General features: G+C 69.1%; 13 protein-coding genes. 11 read left to right on the top strand and 2 right to left on the bottom strand.

Annotated elements, in window-relative coordinates; genetic code table 11:
* Positions 1-356 precede the first annotated feature (356 nt).
* The 4 genes from ABE488_RS03840 to ABE488_RS03825 all read left to right on the top strand — a co-directional run bounded on the left by ABE488_RS03840 (position 357) and on the right by ABE488_RS03825 (position 4,985).
* The gene (locus ABE488_RS03840; protein ID WP_346447221.1) at positions 357-1,532 is read left to right on the top strand and encodes a phosphoglycerate kinase; all 1,176 of its coding nucleotides are present in this window, start codon (positions 357-359) and stop codon (positions 1,530-1,532) included.
* Positions 1,529-2,173 (top strand): HAD hydrolase-like protein, encoded by a 645-nt coding sequence (locus tag ABE488_RS03835; RefSeq protein WP_346447220.1) that lies wholly within the window; start codon positions 1,529-1,531, stop codon positions 2,171-2,173. The genes ABE488_RS03840 and ABE488_RS03835 overlap by 4 nt, the downstream gene beginning before the upstream one ends.
* A 129-nt stretch (positions 2,174-2,302) precedes the next feature.
* Complete coding sequence (gene pyk, locus ABE488_RS03830; protein ID WP_346444564.1) at positions 2,303-3,793, top strand: pyruvate kinase; 1,491 nt, start codon at positions 2,303-2,305, stop codon at positions 3,791-3,793.
* A 184-nt stretch (positions 3,794-3,977) separates the two neighbouring features.
* Positions 3,978-4,985 carry a class I fructose-bisphosphate aldolase gene (locus tag ABE488_RS03825; RefSeq protein WP_346444565.1) on the top strand — a complete coding sequence of 336 codons (1,008 nt, stop codon included), beginning with the start codon at positions 3,978-3,980 and terminating at the stop codon, positions 4,983-4,985.
* 201 nt (positions 4,986-5,186) lie between these two features.
* Here the strand turns inward: ABE488_RS03825 and ABE488_RS03820 are convergent, their stop codons facing one another.
* Entirely contained in the window at positions 5,187-5,705 is a 519-nt protein-coding gene (locus ABE488_RS03820) for an O-acetyl-ADP-ribose deacetylase (protein WP_346447219.1), read from the bottom strand.
* A gap of 51 nt (positions 5,706-5,756) precedes the next feature.
* Here ABE488_RS03820 and ABE488_RS03815 point away from each other — a divergent pair, with 51 nt between their 5' ends.
* Positions 5,757-6,254, top strand: coding sequence for a hypothetical protein (locus tag ABE488_RS03815; protein ID WP_346447218.1), 498 nt, complete (start codon positions 5,757-5,759; stop codon positions 6,252-6,254).
* Between the two features lie 13 nt (positions 6,255-6,267).
* Here the strand turns inward: ABE488_RS03815 and cysK are convergent, their stop codons facing one another.
* Entirely contained in the window at positions 6,268-7,227 is a 960-nt protein-coding gene (gene cysK / locus ABE488_RS03810; RefSeq protein ID WP_346444571.1) for a cysteine synthase A, read from the bottom strand.
* A gap of 172 nt (positions 7,228-7,399) precedes the next feature.
* Here cysK and ABE488_RS03805 point away from each other — a divergent pair, with 172 nt between their 5' ends.
* From ABE488_RS03805 to ABE488_RS03780, 6 genes are all read left to right on the top strand, one after another.
* Entirely contained in the window at positions 7,400-8,515 is a 1,116-nt protein-coding gene (locus tag ABE488_RS03805) for an efflux RND transporter periplasmic adaptor subunit (RefSeq protein ID WP_346447217.1), read from the top strand.
* Positions 8,512-11,646 carry an efflux RND transporter permease subunit gene (locus tag ABE488_RS03800; protein WP_346447216.1) on the top strand — a complete coding sequence of 1,045 codons (3,135 nt, stop codon included), beginning with the start codon at positions 8,512-8,514 and terminating at the stop codon, positions 11,644-11,646. The genes ABE488_RS03805 and ABE488_RS03800 overlap by 4 nt, the downstream gene beginning before the upstream one ends.
* Before the next feature lie 87 nt (positions 11,647-11,733).
* Complete coding sequence (locus tag ABE488_RS03795) at positions 11,734-12,282, top strand: GNAT family protein (protein WP_346447215.1); 549 nt, start codon at positions 11,734-11,736, stop codon at positions 12,280-12,282.
* A 129-nt stretch (positions 12,283-12,411) separates the two neighbouring features.
* Complete coding sequence (locus ABE488_RS03790) at positions 12,412-13,902, top strand: alanine/glycine:cation symporter family protein (protein WP_346444577.1); 1,491 nt, start codon at positions 12,412-12,414, stop codon at positions 13,900-13,902.
* Positions 13,899-14,780, top strand: coding sequence for a TrmH family RNA methyltransferase (locus ABE488_RS03785; protein ID WP_346447214.1), 882 nt, complete (start codon positions 13,899-13,901; stop codon positions 14,778-14,780). The genes ABE488_RS03790 and ABE488_RS03785 overlap by 4 nt, the downstream gene beginning before the upstream one ends.
* Complete coding sequence (locus ABE488_RS03780; protein ID WP_346447213.1) at positions 14,759-16,456, top strand: hypothetical protein; 1,698 nt, start codon at positions 14,759-14,761, stop codon at positions 16,454-16,456. Before ABE488_RS03785 ends, ABE488_RS03780 begins: the two co-directional genes overlap by 22 nt.
* Positions 16,457-16,644 lie beyond the last annotated feature (188 nt).

The raw sequence follows: 16,644 nt of genomic DNA, 5'->3' as shown, positions 1-16,644 counted from the left end.
TGCCTGTCCGCGACGGCTGCGCCGACAATGCCGGGTGCGCACCGCGTGCCGGGCTGCCTGTCACGCACGATTCCGAAGCCGCAATGCGGCGCCATGGAGGGCATGGCGCGACCCTTTTCCTTCTTTTCAAGCGAGTCCAGTCCCCATGACCATCGTTCGCATGACCGACCTCGACCTTTCCGGAAAGCGTGTGCTGATCCGGCAGGGCGAGCCGGTCTGAGCGGACTGCCCTCAGGCAGTACGCGCGGCGAGCGCCCGGCCAGGGATGGCCGGGCCGGTGCATCCGAAGCCGCAATGCGGCGCCATGGAGGGCATGGCGCGGCCCTTTTCCTTCTTTTCAAGCGAGTCCAGTCCCCATGACCATCGTTCGCATGACCGACCTCGACCTTTCCGGAAAGCGTGTGCTGATCCGACAGGACCTCAATGTCCCCGTCGACGGCGGCAAGGTCACGTCCGATCAGCGCATCCTCGCCTCGCTGCCGACGCTGCGTCAGGCGCTGGCACAGAACGCGGCCGTGATGGTGACCTCGCATCTGGGCCGGCCGAAGGAGGGCTGCTGGAGCGAGGCCGATTCATTGGCCCCGGTCGCCGCGCGCCTGTCCGAGCTGCTCGGCATCGAGGTGCCGCTGCTGCGCGACTGGGTCGACGGCGTCGAGGTCGCCCCCGGCCAGCTGGTGCTGCTGGAGAACTGCCGCATGAATGTCGGCGAGAAGGCCGACGACGAGGCGCTGGCGCGCAAGTACGCAGCGCTGGCCGACGTGTTCGTCATGGACGCGTTCGGCACCGCGCATCGCGCCCAGGCCTCGACGCACGGTGTGATCCGCTTCGCGCCGCAGGCCGCCGGCGGTCCGCTGCTGATGGCCGAGCTCGACGCATTGGCCAAGGCGCTCGACGCGCCGGCGCGTCCGCTGCTGGCGATCGTGGCGGGCAGCAAGGTGTCGACCAAGCTCGAGCTGCTGTCGTCGCTGGTGGGCAAGGTCGATCAGTTGATCGTCGGCGGCGGCATCGCCAACACCTTCATCGCCGCGCTCGGGCACGGGGTGGGCAAGTCGCTGGTCGAGACCGATCTGATCGACACTGCCAAGCAGATCATGGCCGACGCCAAGGCGCGCGGCGCCGAGATTCCGGTGCCGACCGACGTCGTGGTGGCGCCCGCCTTTGCGGCCGATGCGCCGGCGACGGTCAAGGCCGTGGACGCGGTCGAGGCCGGCGACATGATTCTCGACATCGGTCCGGACACCGCGAAGCGCTATGCGGCGATGATCGCCGACGCCGGCACCGTGGTCTGGAACGGCCCGGTCGGAGTCTTCGAGTTCGATGCGTTCGGCCACGGCACTGAGGCGCTGGCGCGTGCGATCGCCTCGTCGAAGGCATTCTCGATCGCTGGCGGCGGCGATACGCTGGCCGCGGTCGACAAGTACGGCATCGCCGACGAGGTGTCCTACATCTCGACCGGCGGCGGTGCGTTCCTGGAGTTCCTCGAGGGCAAGACGCTGCCGGCGGTCGCGGCGTTGGAGGCGCGCGGGGCGTGAGCGGGAATGCGCTGTTCTTCGATCTCGACGGCACGCTGATCGATTCGGAGCCCGGCATCCTGGGCGGCATCGCGCATGCGCTCGAGGTACTGGGCCATGCGCCGCTGTCGCGCGAGACGCTGCTGCCGTGGATCGGTCCGCCGCTGCGCGACAGTTTCGACGCGTTGTTTGCCGGGGATGCAGCCCGTACCGAGCGCGCCATCGCGGTCTATCGCGATCGCTACGACACGATCGGATGGCGCGAGCACGCCGTCTATCCCGGTGTGGCGGAGGCGATCGAGACGCTGCGGGCCGATGGCCGCACGCTGGCGGTGGTCACCTCGAAGAACGAACGCTTTGCGCGGCGCATCGTCGAGGGCCTGCCGTTCGGCGATGCATTCGCGACGATCGTCGGCGCAAGCGACGACGGCGTGCGCCGCTACAAACGCGAACTCATCGCCGAGGCACTGTCGCGGCTGGCGTTGTCGGCCGCGTGCTGCACGATGATCGGCGACCGGCGCATGGACATGGAGGGCGCGCGCCAGCACGCGATGCGCGCGATCGGCGTGTCGTGGGGCTTCGGTTCGGCCGACGAACTGCGCAAGGCCGGCGCCGACCAAGTGGTCGATTCGCCGGCTGCGCTGGTCGCACAGGTGGGCTGACCGTAAGCGGTCGCCATGCCGTTGCAAGCGTTTCCAAGTAAGCTCGCAGGCGGCATGCCGTTCCGGGATGCCTCGGGCGCGTCGCCCGCCAGCGCGCGCTTGACCATCGGTGGACACTAAGATCGCGGAATGACTGCCAACGAATTGACTCCCGTCCCGGCGCATCGGCGCCGTACACGTATCCTCGCCACGCTCGGACCTGCCACCGACGCGCCGGGCGTGCTCGACGCGCTGATCGCCGCCGGCGTCAATGCCGTCCGCCTCAACTTCTCGCATGGCGACCCGGCATCGCAGAAGGTGCGCGCCGAGGCTGTCCGCGCCGCGGCCGACCGAGCCGGGGTCGAGATCGGCATCCTGGCCGACCTGCCGGGCCCGAAGATCCGCATCGAAAAGTTCGCCGACGGCAAGGTGACGCTGCGCGCAGGCGCGCGCTTCGACCTGGTCGCCGACCCCGACGCGCCCTTGGGCACGGTCGACGAGGTCGGCGTCAGTTATCTCGGCTTGCCGGACGACGTGGCGGCAGGCGACGTGCTGCTGCTCGACGATGGCCTGATGCAGTTGCAGGTGACCGCGGTGGAGGGCGTGCGCATCGTCACCACCGTACTCAACGACGGCGTGCTGTCGAACCGCAAGGGTCTCAACAAGCAGGGCGGTGGCCTGTCGCTGGGCGCGTTGACCGATCACGACCGTGCGCTGATCAAGATCGCCGCGGAGATCGGTGTCGACTTCATCGCGGTGTCGTTCTGCCGCAATGCGGCCGACATGGAAGAAGCGCGTTCGATCGCGCGTGCGCATGGCAGCGATGCCGCGCTGGTGTCGAAGATCGAACGTACCGAGGCAATTGAGAATCTCGCCGAGATCATCGATGCCAGCGACGTGGTGATGGTCGCGCGCGGCGACCTAGGTGTGGAGATCGGCGACGCCGAACTGCCGGGCCTGCAGAAGAAAATCATCCGCGAGTCGCTGGCGCGCAACAAGGTGGTGATCACCGCCACCCAGATGCTGCAGTCGATGGTCGAAAGTCCGATGCCCACGCGCGCCGAGGTGCTCGACGTGGCCAACTCGGTCATCGACGGCACCGATGCGGTGATGCTCTCGGCCGAGACTGCCGCCGGTGCGTATCCGGTGCGCGCGGTCGAGGCGATGGCGCGGGTCTGCGTCGGCGCCGAGCGCCAGTTCGCGCAGGACACCGACTTCGAGAAGGCGCAGCGCAACCTCGAACGCGCCGACCACGCGATCGCGATGGCCGCGATGTTCCTGTCCGAGCACGTCGGCGTCGGCGCGATCGTCGCGATGACCGAATCGGGCGGCACCGCGCGCTACCTGTCGCGTTTCCGCGGCGGCGCGTCGATCTACGCGTTCTCGCGCCACGCCGGCGCACGTCGGCGTATGTCACTGATGCGCGATGTGTTCCCATTCAACTACGACAGCCGCGGTCAGACCCCGCGCGAAGCCGCGCGCGGCAGCATCCGCCTGTTGGTCGACGCCGGCCTGCTGGGGCCGGGCGAACGTGTGGTGTTCACCAGTGGCGAGCACATGGAGACACACGGCGCGACCAACACCCTGCGCCTGCTGCAGGTCGGCGGCGACGGTCGGGCCGAGGGCCTGGGCGAGCTGTAGCCGGCCCGTGCGCGGGACCGCCACCGGCTGTCCCGCGCGGCCTGCGCGGATCGCGACGTGCTGTAAACGTTTTCCCCGACGTTGCACGCGATTTCGGCGCGCGGCGGCGCTGGGCGCTGGGCGCTTCGTCGAAGCCGGCGGGCTATAATGGGCGCCTTTCCCCGCCGATGGACGTCACCGCCACATGAGCATCGAACAGCTTGCAGACATCGCCCAGGCCATGGTCGCCCCGGGCAAGGGCATCATCGCGATCGACGAGTCCACCTCCACCATCGCCAAGCGGTTCGAGGGCGTGGGCATTCCGAACAACGAGGAGAACCGTCGCGCCTACCGCGAACTGCTGCTGACCACGCCCAAGCTGTCGGACCACATCAGCGGTGCGATCCTGTTCGACGAGACGATCCGTCAGTCGACCAAGGACGGGGTGCCGTTCGCCAAGTACATGAGCGATCACGGCATGATCCCGGGCATCAAGGTCGACAAGGGCACGCACGCGCTCGCCGGGTTCCCGGGCGAGGTCGTCACCGAGGGCCTGGATGGGCTGCGCGCGCGCCTGGAGGAGTACTACAAGCTTGGCGCCCGCTTCGCCAAGTGGCGCGCGGTGATCAACATCGGCGAGGACATCCCGTCCGGCACCTGCATCGAGGCCAACGCCCACGCGCTTGCCCGCTACGCGGCGCTGTGCCAGGAGCAGGGCCTGGTGCCGATGGTCGAGCCGGAAGTGCTGATGGACGGCAGCCACGACATCGAGACCTGCTATGAGGTCACCGAGGTCACGCTGCGCGCGCTGTTCGACGCGCTGTACAACCAGAACGTCATGCTCGAAGGCACGATCCTCAAGGCGTCGATGGTGCTGCCGGGCAAGGACAGCGGCGAGACTGCCGAGGTCGACGAGGTCGCCGAGGCCACGCTGATGTGCCTGAAGTCGGCGGTGCCGGCGATCCTGCCGGGCATCGTGTTCCTGTCGGGCGGGCAGAGCGACGAGCAGTCGACCGCACATCTGGATGCGATGAACCGCCTTGGGCCGAACCCCTGGCCGCTGTCGTTCTCCTATGGCCGTGCGATGCAGCAGGCCGCCTTGAAGCTGTGGTCGCAGGACCTGGCCAACAACGTCGCCAAGGCGCAGGAGACGGTGTTCGCCCGCGCCCGCGACAACGGCCTGGCCGCGCAGGGCAAGTGGAAGAAGGGCTGAGCCTGATCTCCCGTTCGCTCATCGAAACGCCGGCCTTGCGCCGGCGTTTCGCGTTGTGGGCCCGCCCCGTCTGTCCGCCCCCAAAACCCAAAAACCTGCAAAACCGGGGCTCCGTGTCAATTTCGCCCCCGCCAATTTGCCCTCTCACCCCGGTTTTCGGGTGCGCACCTGAGTCGGCGGCCTGACCGCTGGTCGTGCGGCTCAGGCCGCCAGCGCCGCGGTGTAGCGCGCCAGCATCACCGGGTCGTGGCAGCAGAACAACACGTCCAATGGGTCCTCGGCCAGGCTGTCGCGCACTTGCGCCACGGCGATCGCGACCGCGGCATCGGGCGGGTAGCCGTAGATCCCGCAGCTGATCGCCGGGAACGCGATCGACGCCAGTCCATGCACCCGCGCCAGTGCCAGCGCGTTGCGGTAACAGGCGGCGAGCAGCGCTGGCTCGCCGTACCGGCCGCCCTGCCAGACCGGGCCGACGGTGTGGATCACATGGCGCGCCGGCAACGCGAAGCCAGGCGTGATCCTCGCTTCGCCGGTCGGGCAACGGACACCCGGCCGCGATTCGGGCAGGGCGCGGCAGGCATGCAGCAGCGCCGGGCCGGCCGCGCGATGGATGGCGCCATCGACGCCGCCGCCGCCGAGCAAGGACGGGTTGGCGGCGTTGACGATCGCGTCGACCTCACAGCGGGTGATGTCGGCATGCAGGGCGCGGAGATGGTCCATCGGCGCAGCATATCGACGGCGGCTGGATGGTGGCATCACGCCGTCTGCGCGATGCTGGCGGCCGATCCTGTCCTTGAGAGCGACTTTTCGATGAGCGATCGCGCGCCATTGCACGTCCCCTCCCCCGTCCACGATCTGCTGCGCCGCGGGCGCAAGGTGGAGGCGATCAAGATTCTGCGCGATGCCAATCCGGGGCTGTCGCTGCGGGCCGCCAAAGACTCGGTCGACGCACTTGACGGGCGCGACGACCGGTACCGCCCGTCATCGCAGGCGAGCCCCGTGGGCGAGGCGACGCTGCCCACCGAGGTCGCGGCGCGGATCGCGACGGGCAACACCGAGGACGCGGCGCGGCGCTTGCGCGAGTTCGACCCGGCACTCGACGACGAGGCGGCGCGGCAGACCGTGTCCCGGCACGCCTCGCCGCTGCTGCGCGAGGCGCGCCAGGAGACCGTGGTCGCCGGCGATAGTGGCCGCTACGGCTGGCTGCTCTGGGTGGCGCTGCTGTTGGCGCTCAGCGTCGGCCTGGCGCTGTGGATGGCGCGAGGCTAGCGCCGGGTCGCGCTCAGGGCAGGCCCGCCAGCCAGTCGTCGTCCGAGCCTTCGTTGACGTCGGCAAACAGCGGCGTGGAGAAGTAGCGCTCGCCGGTGTCGGGCAGCATCGTCAGGATCACCTCGCCGTCGCTGGCGGTCTTGGCGACCTCGAGCGCGGCGGCGGCGGTGGCGCCGGCCGAGATGCCGACGAAGATGCCTTCTTCGGCCGCGAGCCGGCGCGCGGTCTCGATCGCCAGCCCGTCGTCGACCGAGAGTACCTGCGCGGCGATGTCGCGATTGAGCACCTCGGGTACGAAGTCCGGGGTCCAGCCCTGGATCTTGTGCGGCGCCCAGTCCTTGCCTTGCAGCATGGCCGCGCCCGCAGGTTCGGCCGCGGTGACCTTGACCTCGGGCCGCGCGACCTTGAGGACCTCGCCCACGCCGGTCAGCGTGCCGCCGGTGCCCCAGCCGGTGACGAAGTGGTCGAGCCGGCGGCCGGCGAAGTCGCGCAGGATCTCGGCCGCGGTGGTGTTGCGGTGGTAGGCGGGATTGGCGGGGTTGGCGAATTGGCTGGCGAGGAACCAGCCGTGTTGCTCGGCCAGTTCCTTGGCCTTGCGGACCATGCCCGAGCCGCGCTCGGCGGCCGGGGTCAGGATCACCTTGGCGCCGTATGCGCGCATCAGCTTGCGGCGCTCGATCGAGAACGTCTCGACCATCGTGGCGACGAACTTGTAGCCGCGCGCGGCCGCGACCATCGCCAGAGCGACGCCGGTGTTGCCGGAGGTGGCCTCGACGATCGTGTCGCCAGGCTTGAGCAGGCCGCGGCGCTCGGCGTCGAGGACGATGGCCAGGGCCAGGCGGTCCTTGACCGAACCGCCAGGATTGAAGGATTCGACCTTGGCGTAGAGTGTGACGTTGGCCGGCGCCAGCCTGTTCAGCCGGACGATGGGCGTGTTGCCGACGGTGTCGAGGATGCTGTCGTACAGGGCCATGGGGAACTCGCGGGGGCAGGCGCGGTGCGCGGTCGTCCCAGACTGCGACAAAACGCGCCGGCGGACCATGCGTTGACATGGAACGCTGTTTTTTCGACACCATCCGATGGCACGGTCGGCGTCACGGGCCAGCGGGTACACTCCGGCGCTTTCACCGTCTCAGGGTCCTCCCTTGTCCGAGCTAGCCCCAGGCCGCCGCGGCACCGTGTCGTGCGCGCTCGTCGCCCTCCTCGCATCGATGCTGGCCGCCTGTGGCAGCCCCGAAAGCGCGGCCCGCCCCGAGGGCGGTGCAGCGGTTCCGGTGACGACGACGGTGACCGCGCTGCGGGACTGGAACGACACGGTCGCGGCGTTGGGCACGGTCAAGGCACGCGAGTCGATCATGCTCACGGCCAAGGTCAGCGAGACCGTGCAGCGGGTGCATTTCGACAGCGGCGACGATGTCGATGCCGGCATGGTGCTGGTCACGCTGACCGGCGGCCAGCAGCAGGCGGCGCTCGAGGCGGCAGAGGCGGCGGCGATCGAGGCCGAGCAGCAGTATCGTCGCGGCGCCGGCCTGGTGGACCAGCAGTTGATCGCGCGTGCATCGCTCGACACCCTGCGGGCGACCCGCGATGCCGCCCGTGCGAACGTCGCCGAGATGCGGGCCAATGTCGGCGACCGTACCATTCGCGCGCCGTTCGCTGGCGTGCTGGGCATCCGCCAGGTCAGCCCGGGCGCGCTGGTGACGCCCGGCACCGCGATCGCGACGCTCGACGACATCTCGACGGTCTATGTCGACTTCCCTGTGCCCGAGACCCGGCTGGCGGCCATTGCGCCGGGTCAGCGGGTGTTCGGGCGCAGTGCCGCGTATCCGGCCGACGAGTTCGAGGGCGTGGTGCAGACGATCGACGCCCGCGTCGATGCCAACACCCGCGCGGTGACGGTGCGGGGCGCCTTCGGCAATCCCGATCGCCGGCTGCGGCCGGGCATGCTGATCCAGGTGCGGCTGCAGCAGCGCACGCGGCAAGCGCTGATGGTGCCGGAGATCGCGGTGATCCAGGTCGGCCGCGACACGTTCGTCTACCGCGTTCGCGAGGATGAGACGGTCGAGCAGGCGCCGGTCGAGATCGGTGTGCGCCAGGATGGCCTGGCCGAACTGGTCGAGGGTCTGACGCCAGGCGAGCGCATCGTGCTCGACGGCACGGGCAAACTGCGGCCGGGCATGAAGATCGTCGAAGGCACGGTGCAGGAGGCCAAGGCGCAGCCGGCCGAGGACGCCGACGCGCCAGGAGACGAGGTGCGATGAAACTGTCGGATGTCTCCATCCGCCGGCCGGTGTTCGCGGCCGTCATGAGCCTGTTGCTGGTGGCGCTGGGCATCATGGCCTTCACCCGGCTGACGCTGCGCGAGTTGCCGAACATCGATCCGCCGATCGTCTCGGTCGACGTCAGCTATCCCGGGGCATCGGCTGCCGTGGTCGAGACCCGCATCACGCAGATTCTCGAGGACGCGCTGTCGGGTATCGAGGGCATCCGCACGATCGAGTCGCGCAGCCGTAACGGTCGATCCGATGTCACCATCGAGTTCAACCTGAGCCGCGATATCGAGGCCGCCGCCAACGACGTGCGCGATGCGATCAGCCGGGTCATGGATCGGATGCCGGTCGAGGCCGACCCGCCCGAGATCTCCAAGGTCGAAGCCGACGCCGACGCGATCGTCTGGCTGAACCTGCGCTCGAGCACGATGAACACGCTCGAGCTGACCGACTACACCGACCGTTACATTCTCGATCGTTTGTCCTCGCTCGACGGCGTGGCGCGTGTGCATCTGAGCGGTGGGCACCGCTATGCGATGCGGATCTGGCTCGACCGCGACGAGATGGCTGCGCGCAACATCACCGCCGCCGATGTCGAGAACGCGTTGCGCACCGAGAACGTCGAACTGCCGGCCGGCCGGATCGAGTCGCAGACCCGCGACTTCACGTTGCGCGTGGAGCGGGGCTTCCGCGAGCCGTCGCAATTTGCACAGATCCCGGTGCGCCGCGGCAGCGACGGTTACGTCGTGCGTCTGGGCGATGTCGCGCAGATCGAACTGGGCTCGGCCGAGCGGCGCTCCTACATGCGCAGCAACTCGGTGCACAATGTGGGCCTGGGCATCGTGCGCACCTCGACCGCCAATGCACTCGATGTCGCACGCGCCGCGCGCGCCGAGGCCGAGCGCATCCAGCAGACGCTGCCCGAAGGCACCGAGATTTTCGTCGCCTCCGACAACACCGTGTTCATCGACGCGGCGATCACCCGCGTCTACTGGACGCTGGGCGAGGCGATGGCGCTGGTGTTCCTGGTGATCTGGTTGTTCCTGGGCAGCCTGCGCGCGGCGTTGATCCCGGCGCTGACCGTGCCGGTGTGCTTGATCGCCGCGTTCATCGCGCTGTACGTGTTCGGCTTCTCGATCAACCTGCTCACGCTGCTGGCGCTGGTGCTGTGCATCGGCCTGGTCGTGGACGATGCGATCATCGTGCTGGAGAACGTGCAGCGCCGCGCCGATCTGGGCGAGCCGCCGCTGGTGGCCGCGCGCCGCGGCACCGCGCAAGTCGCCTTCGCGGTGACCTCCACGACCGCGGTGCTGGTCGCGGTGTTCCTGCCGGTCGGCTTCATGGAGGGCAATTCGGGGCGGCTGTTCCGCGAGTTGTCGGTCGCGCTGGCCGGCGCGGTCGCGCTGTCGGCGTTCATCGCGCTCACGCTCACGCCGATGATGTGCTCCAAGCTGGTGCGGCCGCACACCAAGCAGCGCGGCTTCAATGCGTGGATGAACCGGCAACTGGCGCGGCTGGGCAGCGGCTACGGCCGCCGCGTGGACACGCTGGTCGCGTTGCCGGCCGGGCGCCTGTTGTTGCTGCTCGTGGCGGCGATCGCGGTGTGCGTGGCGGCCGCGGTGCTGCTGTTTGCGCGCGTGCCCAGCGAACTGTCGCCGGCCGAGGACCGCGGGCGGTTCTTCGTCGGCGTCGACGGCCCCGAGGGCGCGGGCTTCGACTACACCGTCGGGCAGATGCAGCACGTCGAGGCGATCTTCGCGCCACTGGTCGGCGACGACCAGCCGATCGCCCGCGCCAACTCCCGCGTGCCGCGCGGCTGGGGCGGCAGCGAGGACATGCACACCGGCCAGGTAATCGTGTTCTTGCAGGACTGGAAGCACCGCAAGGAAAGCACGGTCGACGTCGTCGAGACGTTGCGCGCCGAGTTCGCCAAGCTGCCCGGCGTGCAGGTGCGCGCCAATGTACCGGGCGGTCTGGTCGGCAGCCGCGGTCAGCGCTACCAGTTGGTGCTCGGCGGGCCGGACTACGCGGAGATCGCGCAATGGCGCGATCGCATGCTCGCGCGCATGCGCGAGAATCCGGGCATCCAGGACCCCGACTCGGACTACAAGGAAACGCGGCCGCAGATGCGCGTGGACATCGACCGCCAGCGCGCGGCCGACCTGGGCGTGTCGGTGCAGGAGATCGGACGCACGCTCGAGACGATGATGGGCTCGCGCCAGGTCACCACGTTCGTCGACAACGGCGAGGAGTACGACGTGCTGCTGCAAGCCGGACGCAAGCGGCGCATGAATCCGGCCGATCTCGCCGACACCTATGTGCGCGGTCGCGACCAGGCGCTGGTGCCGTTGGCCAATCTGGTCACGCTCAGCGAGATCGCCGAACCGGGCAGCTTCAACCGCTTCAACCGGCTGCGTGCGATCACCATCAGTGCCGGGCTGGCGCCCGGCTATTCGATGGGCGAGGCGCTGGAGTGGACGCGTCAGGTCGCTGCCGAGGAACTGCCCGACTATGCGCAGATCGACTGGAAGGGCGAGAGCCGCGAGTTCCAGGAAGCCGGTGGCGCGGTGCTGCTGACGTTCGCGATGGCATTGATGATCGTCTACCTGGTGCTGGCCGCGCAGTTCGAGAGCTTCATCCACCCGCTGGTGATCATGTTGACCGTGCCGCTGGCGGTACTCGGTGCGTTGCTGGGCCTGTGGGCGACAGGGGGGACGCTGAACCTCTTCAGCCAGATCGGGATCGTCATGCTGATCGGCCTGGCGGCCAAGAACGGCATCCTGATCGTCGAGTTCGCCAACCAGTTGCGGGACGAGGGGCGGAGCGTCCGCGAGGCGATCGCCGAGGCCTCGGCGGTGCGCCTGCGTCCGATCCTGATGACGTCCACCGCGACGATCGTCGGCGCGATCCCGCTGGTCGTGGCCGGCGGTCCCGGTTCGGCGAGTCGGGCGACGATCGGCATCGTGATCATCTTCGGCGTCGCATTCTCGACCCTGCTGTCGCTGTTCGTGGTCCCGGCGTTCTACGCCCTGCTCGCGCCGTTCACGCGCTCCCCCGAAGCCCTGGCCCAGGAACTCGAGCGCCTGGAAGCCGAAACCCCCGCCGTCGGCGGCCACGCCTGACCCAAGAACCGGGGTCAGAGTGCATTTTTAGGTGCAATCGGGCGCGCGAAATTGCACTCTGACCCCGGTTCTGGGTGGAGGCGGGCGATGCGTTGGGACGACGTGCGGCTCGAAGGCGACGGCTTCGTGCTGCGACGCTGGCGCGACGCCGATCTCGAGGCGTTGCTGCGCCATGCCGACGATCCGCTGGTCGTGCGCGGGCTCAGCGACCGCTTTCCCCATCCCTATACGCGCGCCGACGGCGCGGCGTTCCTGGCTGGTGAGGTCGTCGACCTGTCGGGGCCGGTGCTGGCGATCGACATCGACGGCGAGGCCTGCGGCAGCATCGATGCCCGCCAGGGCGCGGGCGAACGCGCGCATTCGGCCGAACTCGGCTACTGGCTGGCGCGCGTGCACTGGAACCGCCGCATCATGCGCCGGGTGGTCACGGCCTATGTGCCCTGGGTGATGGACGCGCTGGACCTGAGGCGCCTGCAAGCCAACGTGCTCGACCTCAACCCGGCCTCGGCGCGGGTGCTCGTCTGCAATGGCTTCGTGGAGGAGGGCCGGCTGCGCGGCGCAGTACGCAAGGCCGATGGGCTGCACGATCTCCGGCTGTTCGGGCTGGTGCGCGAGGGTCCGCCTTCCTCGGGCTGACCCGAGGCGTGGGAAGGCGCAATGTCCGCAGCTGCGACAGTGCGTCGCATTCGACCCCCTGATCGTGGAAAATCGATCCTTCGTGTGTCGTCCGCGTCATCCGCCCCCGTCCAGCCCGGAGCCAGACCGATGGATCAACTGCTCACCGCCCTCAATGGTCTGATCTGGAGCAAGGCGCTGATTGCGCTGTGCCTGGGCGCCGGCCTGTGGTTCACGCTTCGCACGCGCTTCATGCAGGTGCGCGGCTTTGTCGAGATGACCCGACTCACCTTCACCGGCCAGAAATCCGATGCCGGCGTGTCTTCGTTCCAGGCACTGGCGATGTCGATGGCCGGGCGCATCGGGATCGGCAACATCGCCGGCGTCGCCACCGCGATTGCGTTTGGCGGCCCGGGCGCGGTGTTCTGGATGTGGGTGATGGGGTTCCTCGGCGCCTCCACCTCCTACGTCGAGTGCACCCTGGCGCAGATCTACAAGGAAAAGGATGCAGAGGGCCGCTACCGCGGTGGCCCGGCCTACTACATCGAAAAGGCGATGGGCCTGAAGTGGTATGCGCTGGCGTTCGCATTCGCGACCCTGGTGGCAGCGGGCCTGCTGATGCCAGGTGTGCAGGCCAATGCGATCGCCGACAGCATCGCCAACGTCTGCGCTGGCAGCACGGTCTGCGGCGACCTGTCCGGCCAGTGGATGGGCATCGATGCGCGGATCGCGCTCAAGGCGGGCATCGGCATCACCGTGGCGCTGCTGCTGGCGGTCATCATCTTCGGTGGCGTCAAGCGCATCGCCGCGTTCGCCGAACTGGTGGTCCCGTTCATGGCGATCGCCTACATCCTCACCGCAGTCACGGTGATGGTCATCAACTACGATTTCGTGCCGACGATGTTCCGCATCATCTTCGAGAGCGCGTTCGGCGTGCATGCCGGGTTCGGCGCAATGCTCGGGTTGGCCGTGGAATGGGGCGTCAAGCGCGGCATCTACGCCAACGAGGCCGGTCAGGGCACCGGGCCCCATGCCGCCGCGGCGGCCGAGGTGTCGCACCCGGCCAAGCAGGGCTATGTGCAGGCCTGGGCGATCTACTTCGACACGATGCTGGTCTGTACCTCGACCGCATTCCTGATCCTGGCGACGGGGATGTACAACGTGGTCGGCCCCGAGGGGGCGATGCTGCACGAGGCGCTTCCGGGGGTGGAGGCCGGATCGGGCTTTGCGCAGGCGGGTATCGAGTCGATTCTGCCCGGCTGGGGCGCCCTCTTTGTTGCAATCGCGTTGTTCTTTTTCGCGTTCACCACGATCATGGCCTATTACTACATGGCCGAGACCAACCTGACCTACCTCAACAAGCACGTGGCGCGGCCGGGGCGGACGCTGCTGCTGCGGGTAGCGCTGCTGGGCATGGTGATCTTTGGTGCGATCCGCAGCGCCGAGATGGCGTGGATGCTCGGCGACATCGGCGTCGGCGTGATGGCCTGGCTCAACATCGTTGCGATCCTGATCCTGCAAAAGCCGGCGTTGCAGGCGCTGCGCGATTACGAAAGCCAGAAGAAGCAGGGGCTCGATCCGGTCTTCGACCCCGATAAGCTGGGCATCCGCAATGCCGACTTCTGGAAACGCACACCATGACCGATGCAGGACGTCGCCCGCCACGCGGGCCGGCAGGACGGGGCGAGGTCGGTCCCAGGCAGGCCAGCCCGTGGGGCGCACGCGCAGTCTCGCCGGCCGGCCCGCGAATCGCGGCTGTGGCGCCCGGCGGTGACGGCGACGGCGGCGAGCGCCGGGAAATGCGTCTGTATGGACGCAACGCCATCGATGCGGTGTTCGCCAAGCGGCCCGAGGCGATCCGCAAGCTGTATCTGCTCGAGGCGCGCATCCCGCAGTTGCAGCCCATGCTCAAGTGGTGCGCGGCCCATCGTGTGGGCTACCGCGTCGTCGGCGAGGACGATCTGCGCAAGCTGGCGGCGAGCACGCATCACGAGGGCATCGTCGCCGACGTGCTGCGCGAGGCGCCGCTGCCGCTCGGCGATTGGCTGCAGGCGTTGCCCGCGGGGCCGGCCTGCGCGCTGTGGCTCGATGGCGTCGGCAACCCGCACAACCTCGGCGCGATCCTGCGTTCGGCCGCGCACTTTGGCGTCGGTGCCGTGTTGCTGCCCAGGGACGCCACGCTCGCGCTGTCGGGCGCGGCCGCGCGTGTCGCCGAAGGCGGCGCGGAGGCCGTGCGCTTCGTCCGCCTGGGCCGGGAGGATAACGCGTTGGCGCAGTTGCGCAGTGCCGGCTTCCAACTGGCGGCCACGGTCGTGCGCGGCGGCGAGGATCTTTTCAAAGCCGCGTTGCCGTCGCGGCTGGTCTACGTGCTCGGCGCCGAAGGCGAGGGCATGGACGCGGCACTCGCCGACGCCTGCGATCGCAAGCTCGGCATCCCGGGCAGCGGCGCGGTCGAAAGTCTCAACGTCGCCTCGGCTACCGCCGTGCTGCTGGCCCAGTGGGCCGCCCTCCGGACGTGAGGGCGGCGCTGCGCGCACGCGCGCGCCACGGCGTCGCTCCGCTCGCGTACGCACTCGCGGCGCTCTATCTGCTGGCCGGTCTATGGGCAATGTGGCGACTTGCACCGCGGGTGCCCTATGCAGACGGCTGGCGCTACATCGCGGTCTTGGCGGACGCGCGGTTCGTCGACGGGGTGCTGATGGTCAGCAACGGCCACCGCGAGGTGCTCCCCAACATGGTCCGCTGGCTTGACTTGCGGCTGTTCGGCGCCTCGCAGGGACTGCAGATCCTGGTCGGCATCGGACTGCTGCTGGCGACGCTCGCGGCGCTGTGGCGCCCGCTGGCGACGGCCAGGCCTGCAGTGCGCGCGGTCGCCTTCCTATGGGCGGTGGTCGGGCTGTGCTGGCTCGGCAACGCGCGTGCGCTGGTCCACGCGCAGGAAAGCGTGCACGCCTATCTGGTCACGCTGGCGCTCGCGCTGGGCGTGGGTCTGCTCGCCGCGCGGCCGCGCAATGCTGCGCAGGCGTGGTGCCACGGCTGGCTCGCCGGTACTTGCGGGCTCGTGGCCACGTTCTCGTTCGGATCGGGCATCGCATGCTTCGGCGCGTTTGGAGCGGTGCTGTGGCTGCGCCGCGCGGCTTGGCGTGACGCCGTCCCGGTGCTGCTCTGCGCGGGCGTGGCCGTAGGGATGACCATACTCGCCGGCGTCGGCGGCGAGCGGATCGGCGTTGCGCCGGTCGTGCAGGCCGATCGCCTGTTGCGCTGGCTTGCCGCCCCGTCGCTGTACGCGGCGTGGCCGCTGCTTGACCCAGAGATGGCGGCACGGCTTCCAGTCGCGCCGGTTCGTAGCGTTGCCGTGGCAGTGTCGGAGTGCATTGCGGCGATGGCCGGTTCGGCGCTGACCGCGCGCTGGCCGCATCTGCTCACCGGTGCGCTTGGCGCGGCCTGGCTTCTGGTCGCGAGCTTACACTGCCGTCGTGCGCCGGCCGTGCAGGTGGTTGTGGGTCTCGGGATTGCTTGGTTCGCACTGGGCGTGGGCGTGCTGATCGCGCTGGCGCGGCTGGAGTACTTCACATTGTTCCCGGACCAGTTGCTGGCGACCCGCTACGTCGTCTGGTCGAGCCTGTTCTGGGCGGGCCTGGCGTACGCGGCTGTCGCGGGTGCGCGCACGGCGATTGGACCGTTTGCCGCGCTCGTCGTTGCGGCACTGCTGCTGCCCAGCCAGCTCTGGATGTGGCGGTACGCCGAACGCATCGCGCAGGTCGCGACCCCGATCGCTGCTTCGGTGGCGGTCGGTGTGCTCGATCCCGAGTTGACGCTGGGCGAGAACGTGGTCGAAGAACTCCGCGTGGCCGCCGGGCCGCTTGCGCGACGCGGCGCTGCGATGCATGCCTGGCCTGAGGCCCGCTGGCTTGGGCGCGCGCCGGGCACCGACGTTGTGCGCGAGAACGACGTCGGCACCGTGACGGTTGCTGTATTCGACGACGACCTCGTGCCCGACCGCGTGGCGCAGCGGGTCACATTCGCCGCGCCGCAGGAGGGCTTGGATCGCTGGCTGCTGCTCGATGCTGACGGCGTCGCGCGCGGTCTCGCGCTTCGTGATCCGCTCGATCGCACGCGCGCGATCGGCTGGATGCAGGACGCGAGCGCCGCATCACCTCGCGTGGCGACGCTACGGGGCGACGCCGACAGATAAGCCCGCGTCGGCGATCGTGATCCGCGGCGTGGCTCTGCTGCAAGAGGCAAGTGTCATTGCGTGCCGATGCGATGCGGGACGTGGCGACTGCGCCGCTGTGCCGTGTGGGCCACCGGCATCACACGGACGACGAGTACGCGACCCGCGTCTACACGGCGCGCGATCACGCGCGTCGACGTGAGGCGGGC

Source organism: Luteimonas sp. TWI662 (assembly GCF_039673825.1).
Taxonomy (GTDB): domain Bacteria; phylum Pseudomonadota; class Gammaproteobacteria; order Xanthomonadales; family Xanthomonadaceae; genus Luteimonas.
Note: the sequence above shows the minus strand (reverse complement) of the source record. Positions and strands in the feature narration are given on the sequence as shown.

What these genes read in the sequence shown, in the direction of transcription:
- ABE488_RS03825 (WP_346444565.1), top strand. Translation starts at nt 3,978, where the DNA reads ATGAGCATCGAACAGCTTGCAGACATCGCCCAGGCCATGGTCGCCCCG.
- ABE488_RS03815 (WP_346447218.1), top strand. Translation starts at nt 5,757, where the DNA reads ATGCTGGCGGCCGATCCTGTCCTTGAGAGCGACTTTTCGATGAGCGAT.
- ABE488_RS03790 (WP_346444577.1), top strand. Translation starts at nt 12,412, where the DNA reads ATGGATCAACTGCTCACCGCCCTCAATGGTCTGATCTGGAGCAAGGCG.
- cysK (WP_346444571.1), bottom strand. Translation starts at nt 7,227, where the DNA reads ATGGCCCTGTACGACAGCATCCTCGACACCGTCGGCAACACGCCCATC.
- ABE488_RS03820 (WP_346447219.1), bottom strand. Translation starts at nt 5,705, where the DNA reads ATGGACCATCTCCGCGCCCTGCATGCCGACATCACCCGCTGTGAGGTC.
- pyk (WP_346444564.1), top strand. Translation starts at nt 2,303, where the DNA reads ATGACTGCCAACGAATTGACTCCCGTCCCGGCGCATCGGCGCCGTACA.
- ABE488_RS03785 (WP_346447214.1), top strand. Translation starts at nt 13,899, where the DNA reads ATGACCGATGCAGGACGTCGCCCGCCACGCGGGCCGGCAGGACGGGGC.
- ABE488_RS03795 (WP_346447215.1), top strand. Translation starts at nt 11,734, where the DNA reads ATGCGTTGGGACGACGTGCGGCTCGAAGGCGACGGCTTCGTGCTGCGA.
- ABE488_RS03800 (WP_346447216.1), top strand. Translation starts at nt 8,512, where the DNA reads ATGAAACTGTCGGATGTCTCCATCCGCCGGCCGGTGTTCGCGGCCGTC.
- ABE488_RS03840 (WP_346447221.1), top strand. Translation starts at nt 357, where the DNA reads ATGACCATCGTTCGCATGACCGACCTCGACCTTTCCGGAAAGCGTGTG.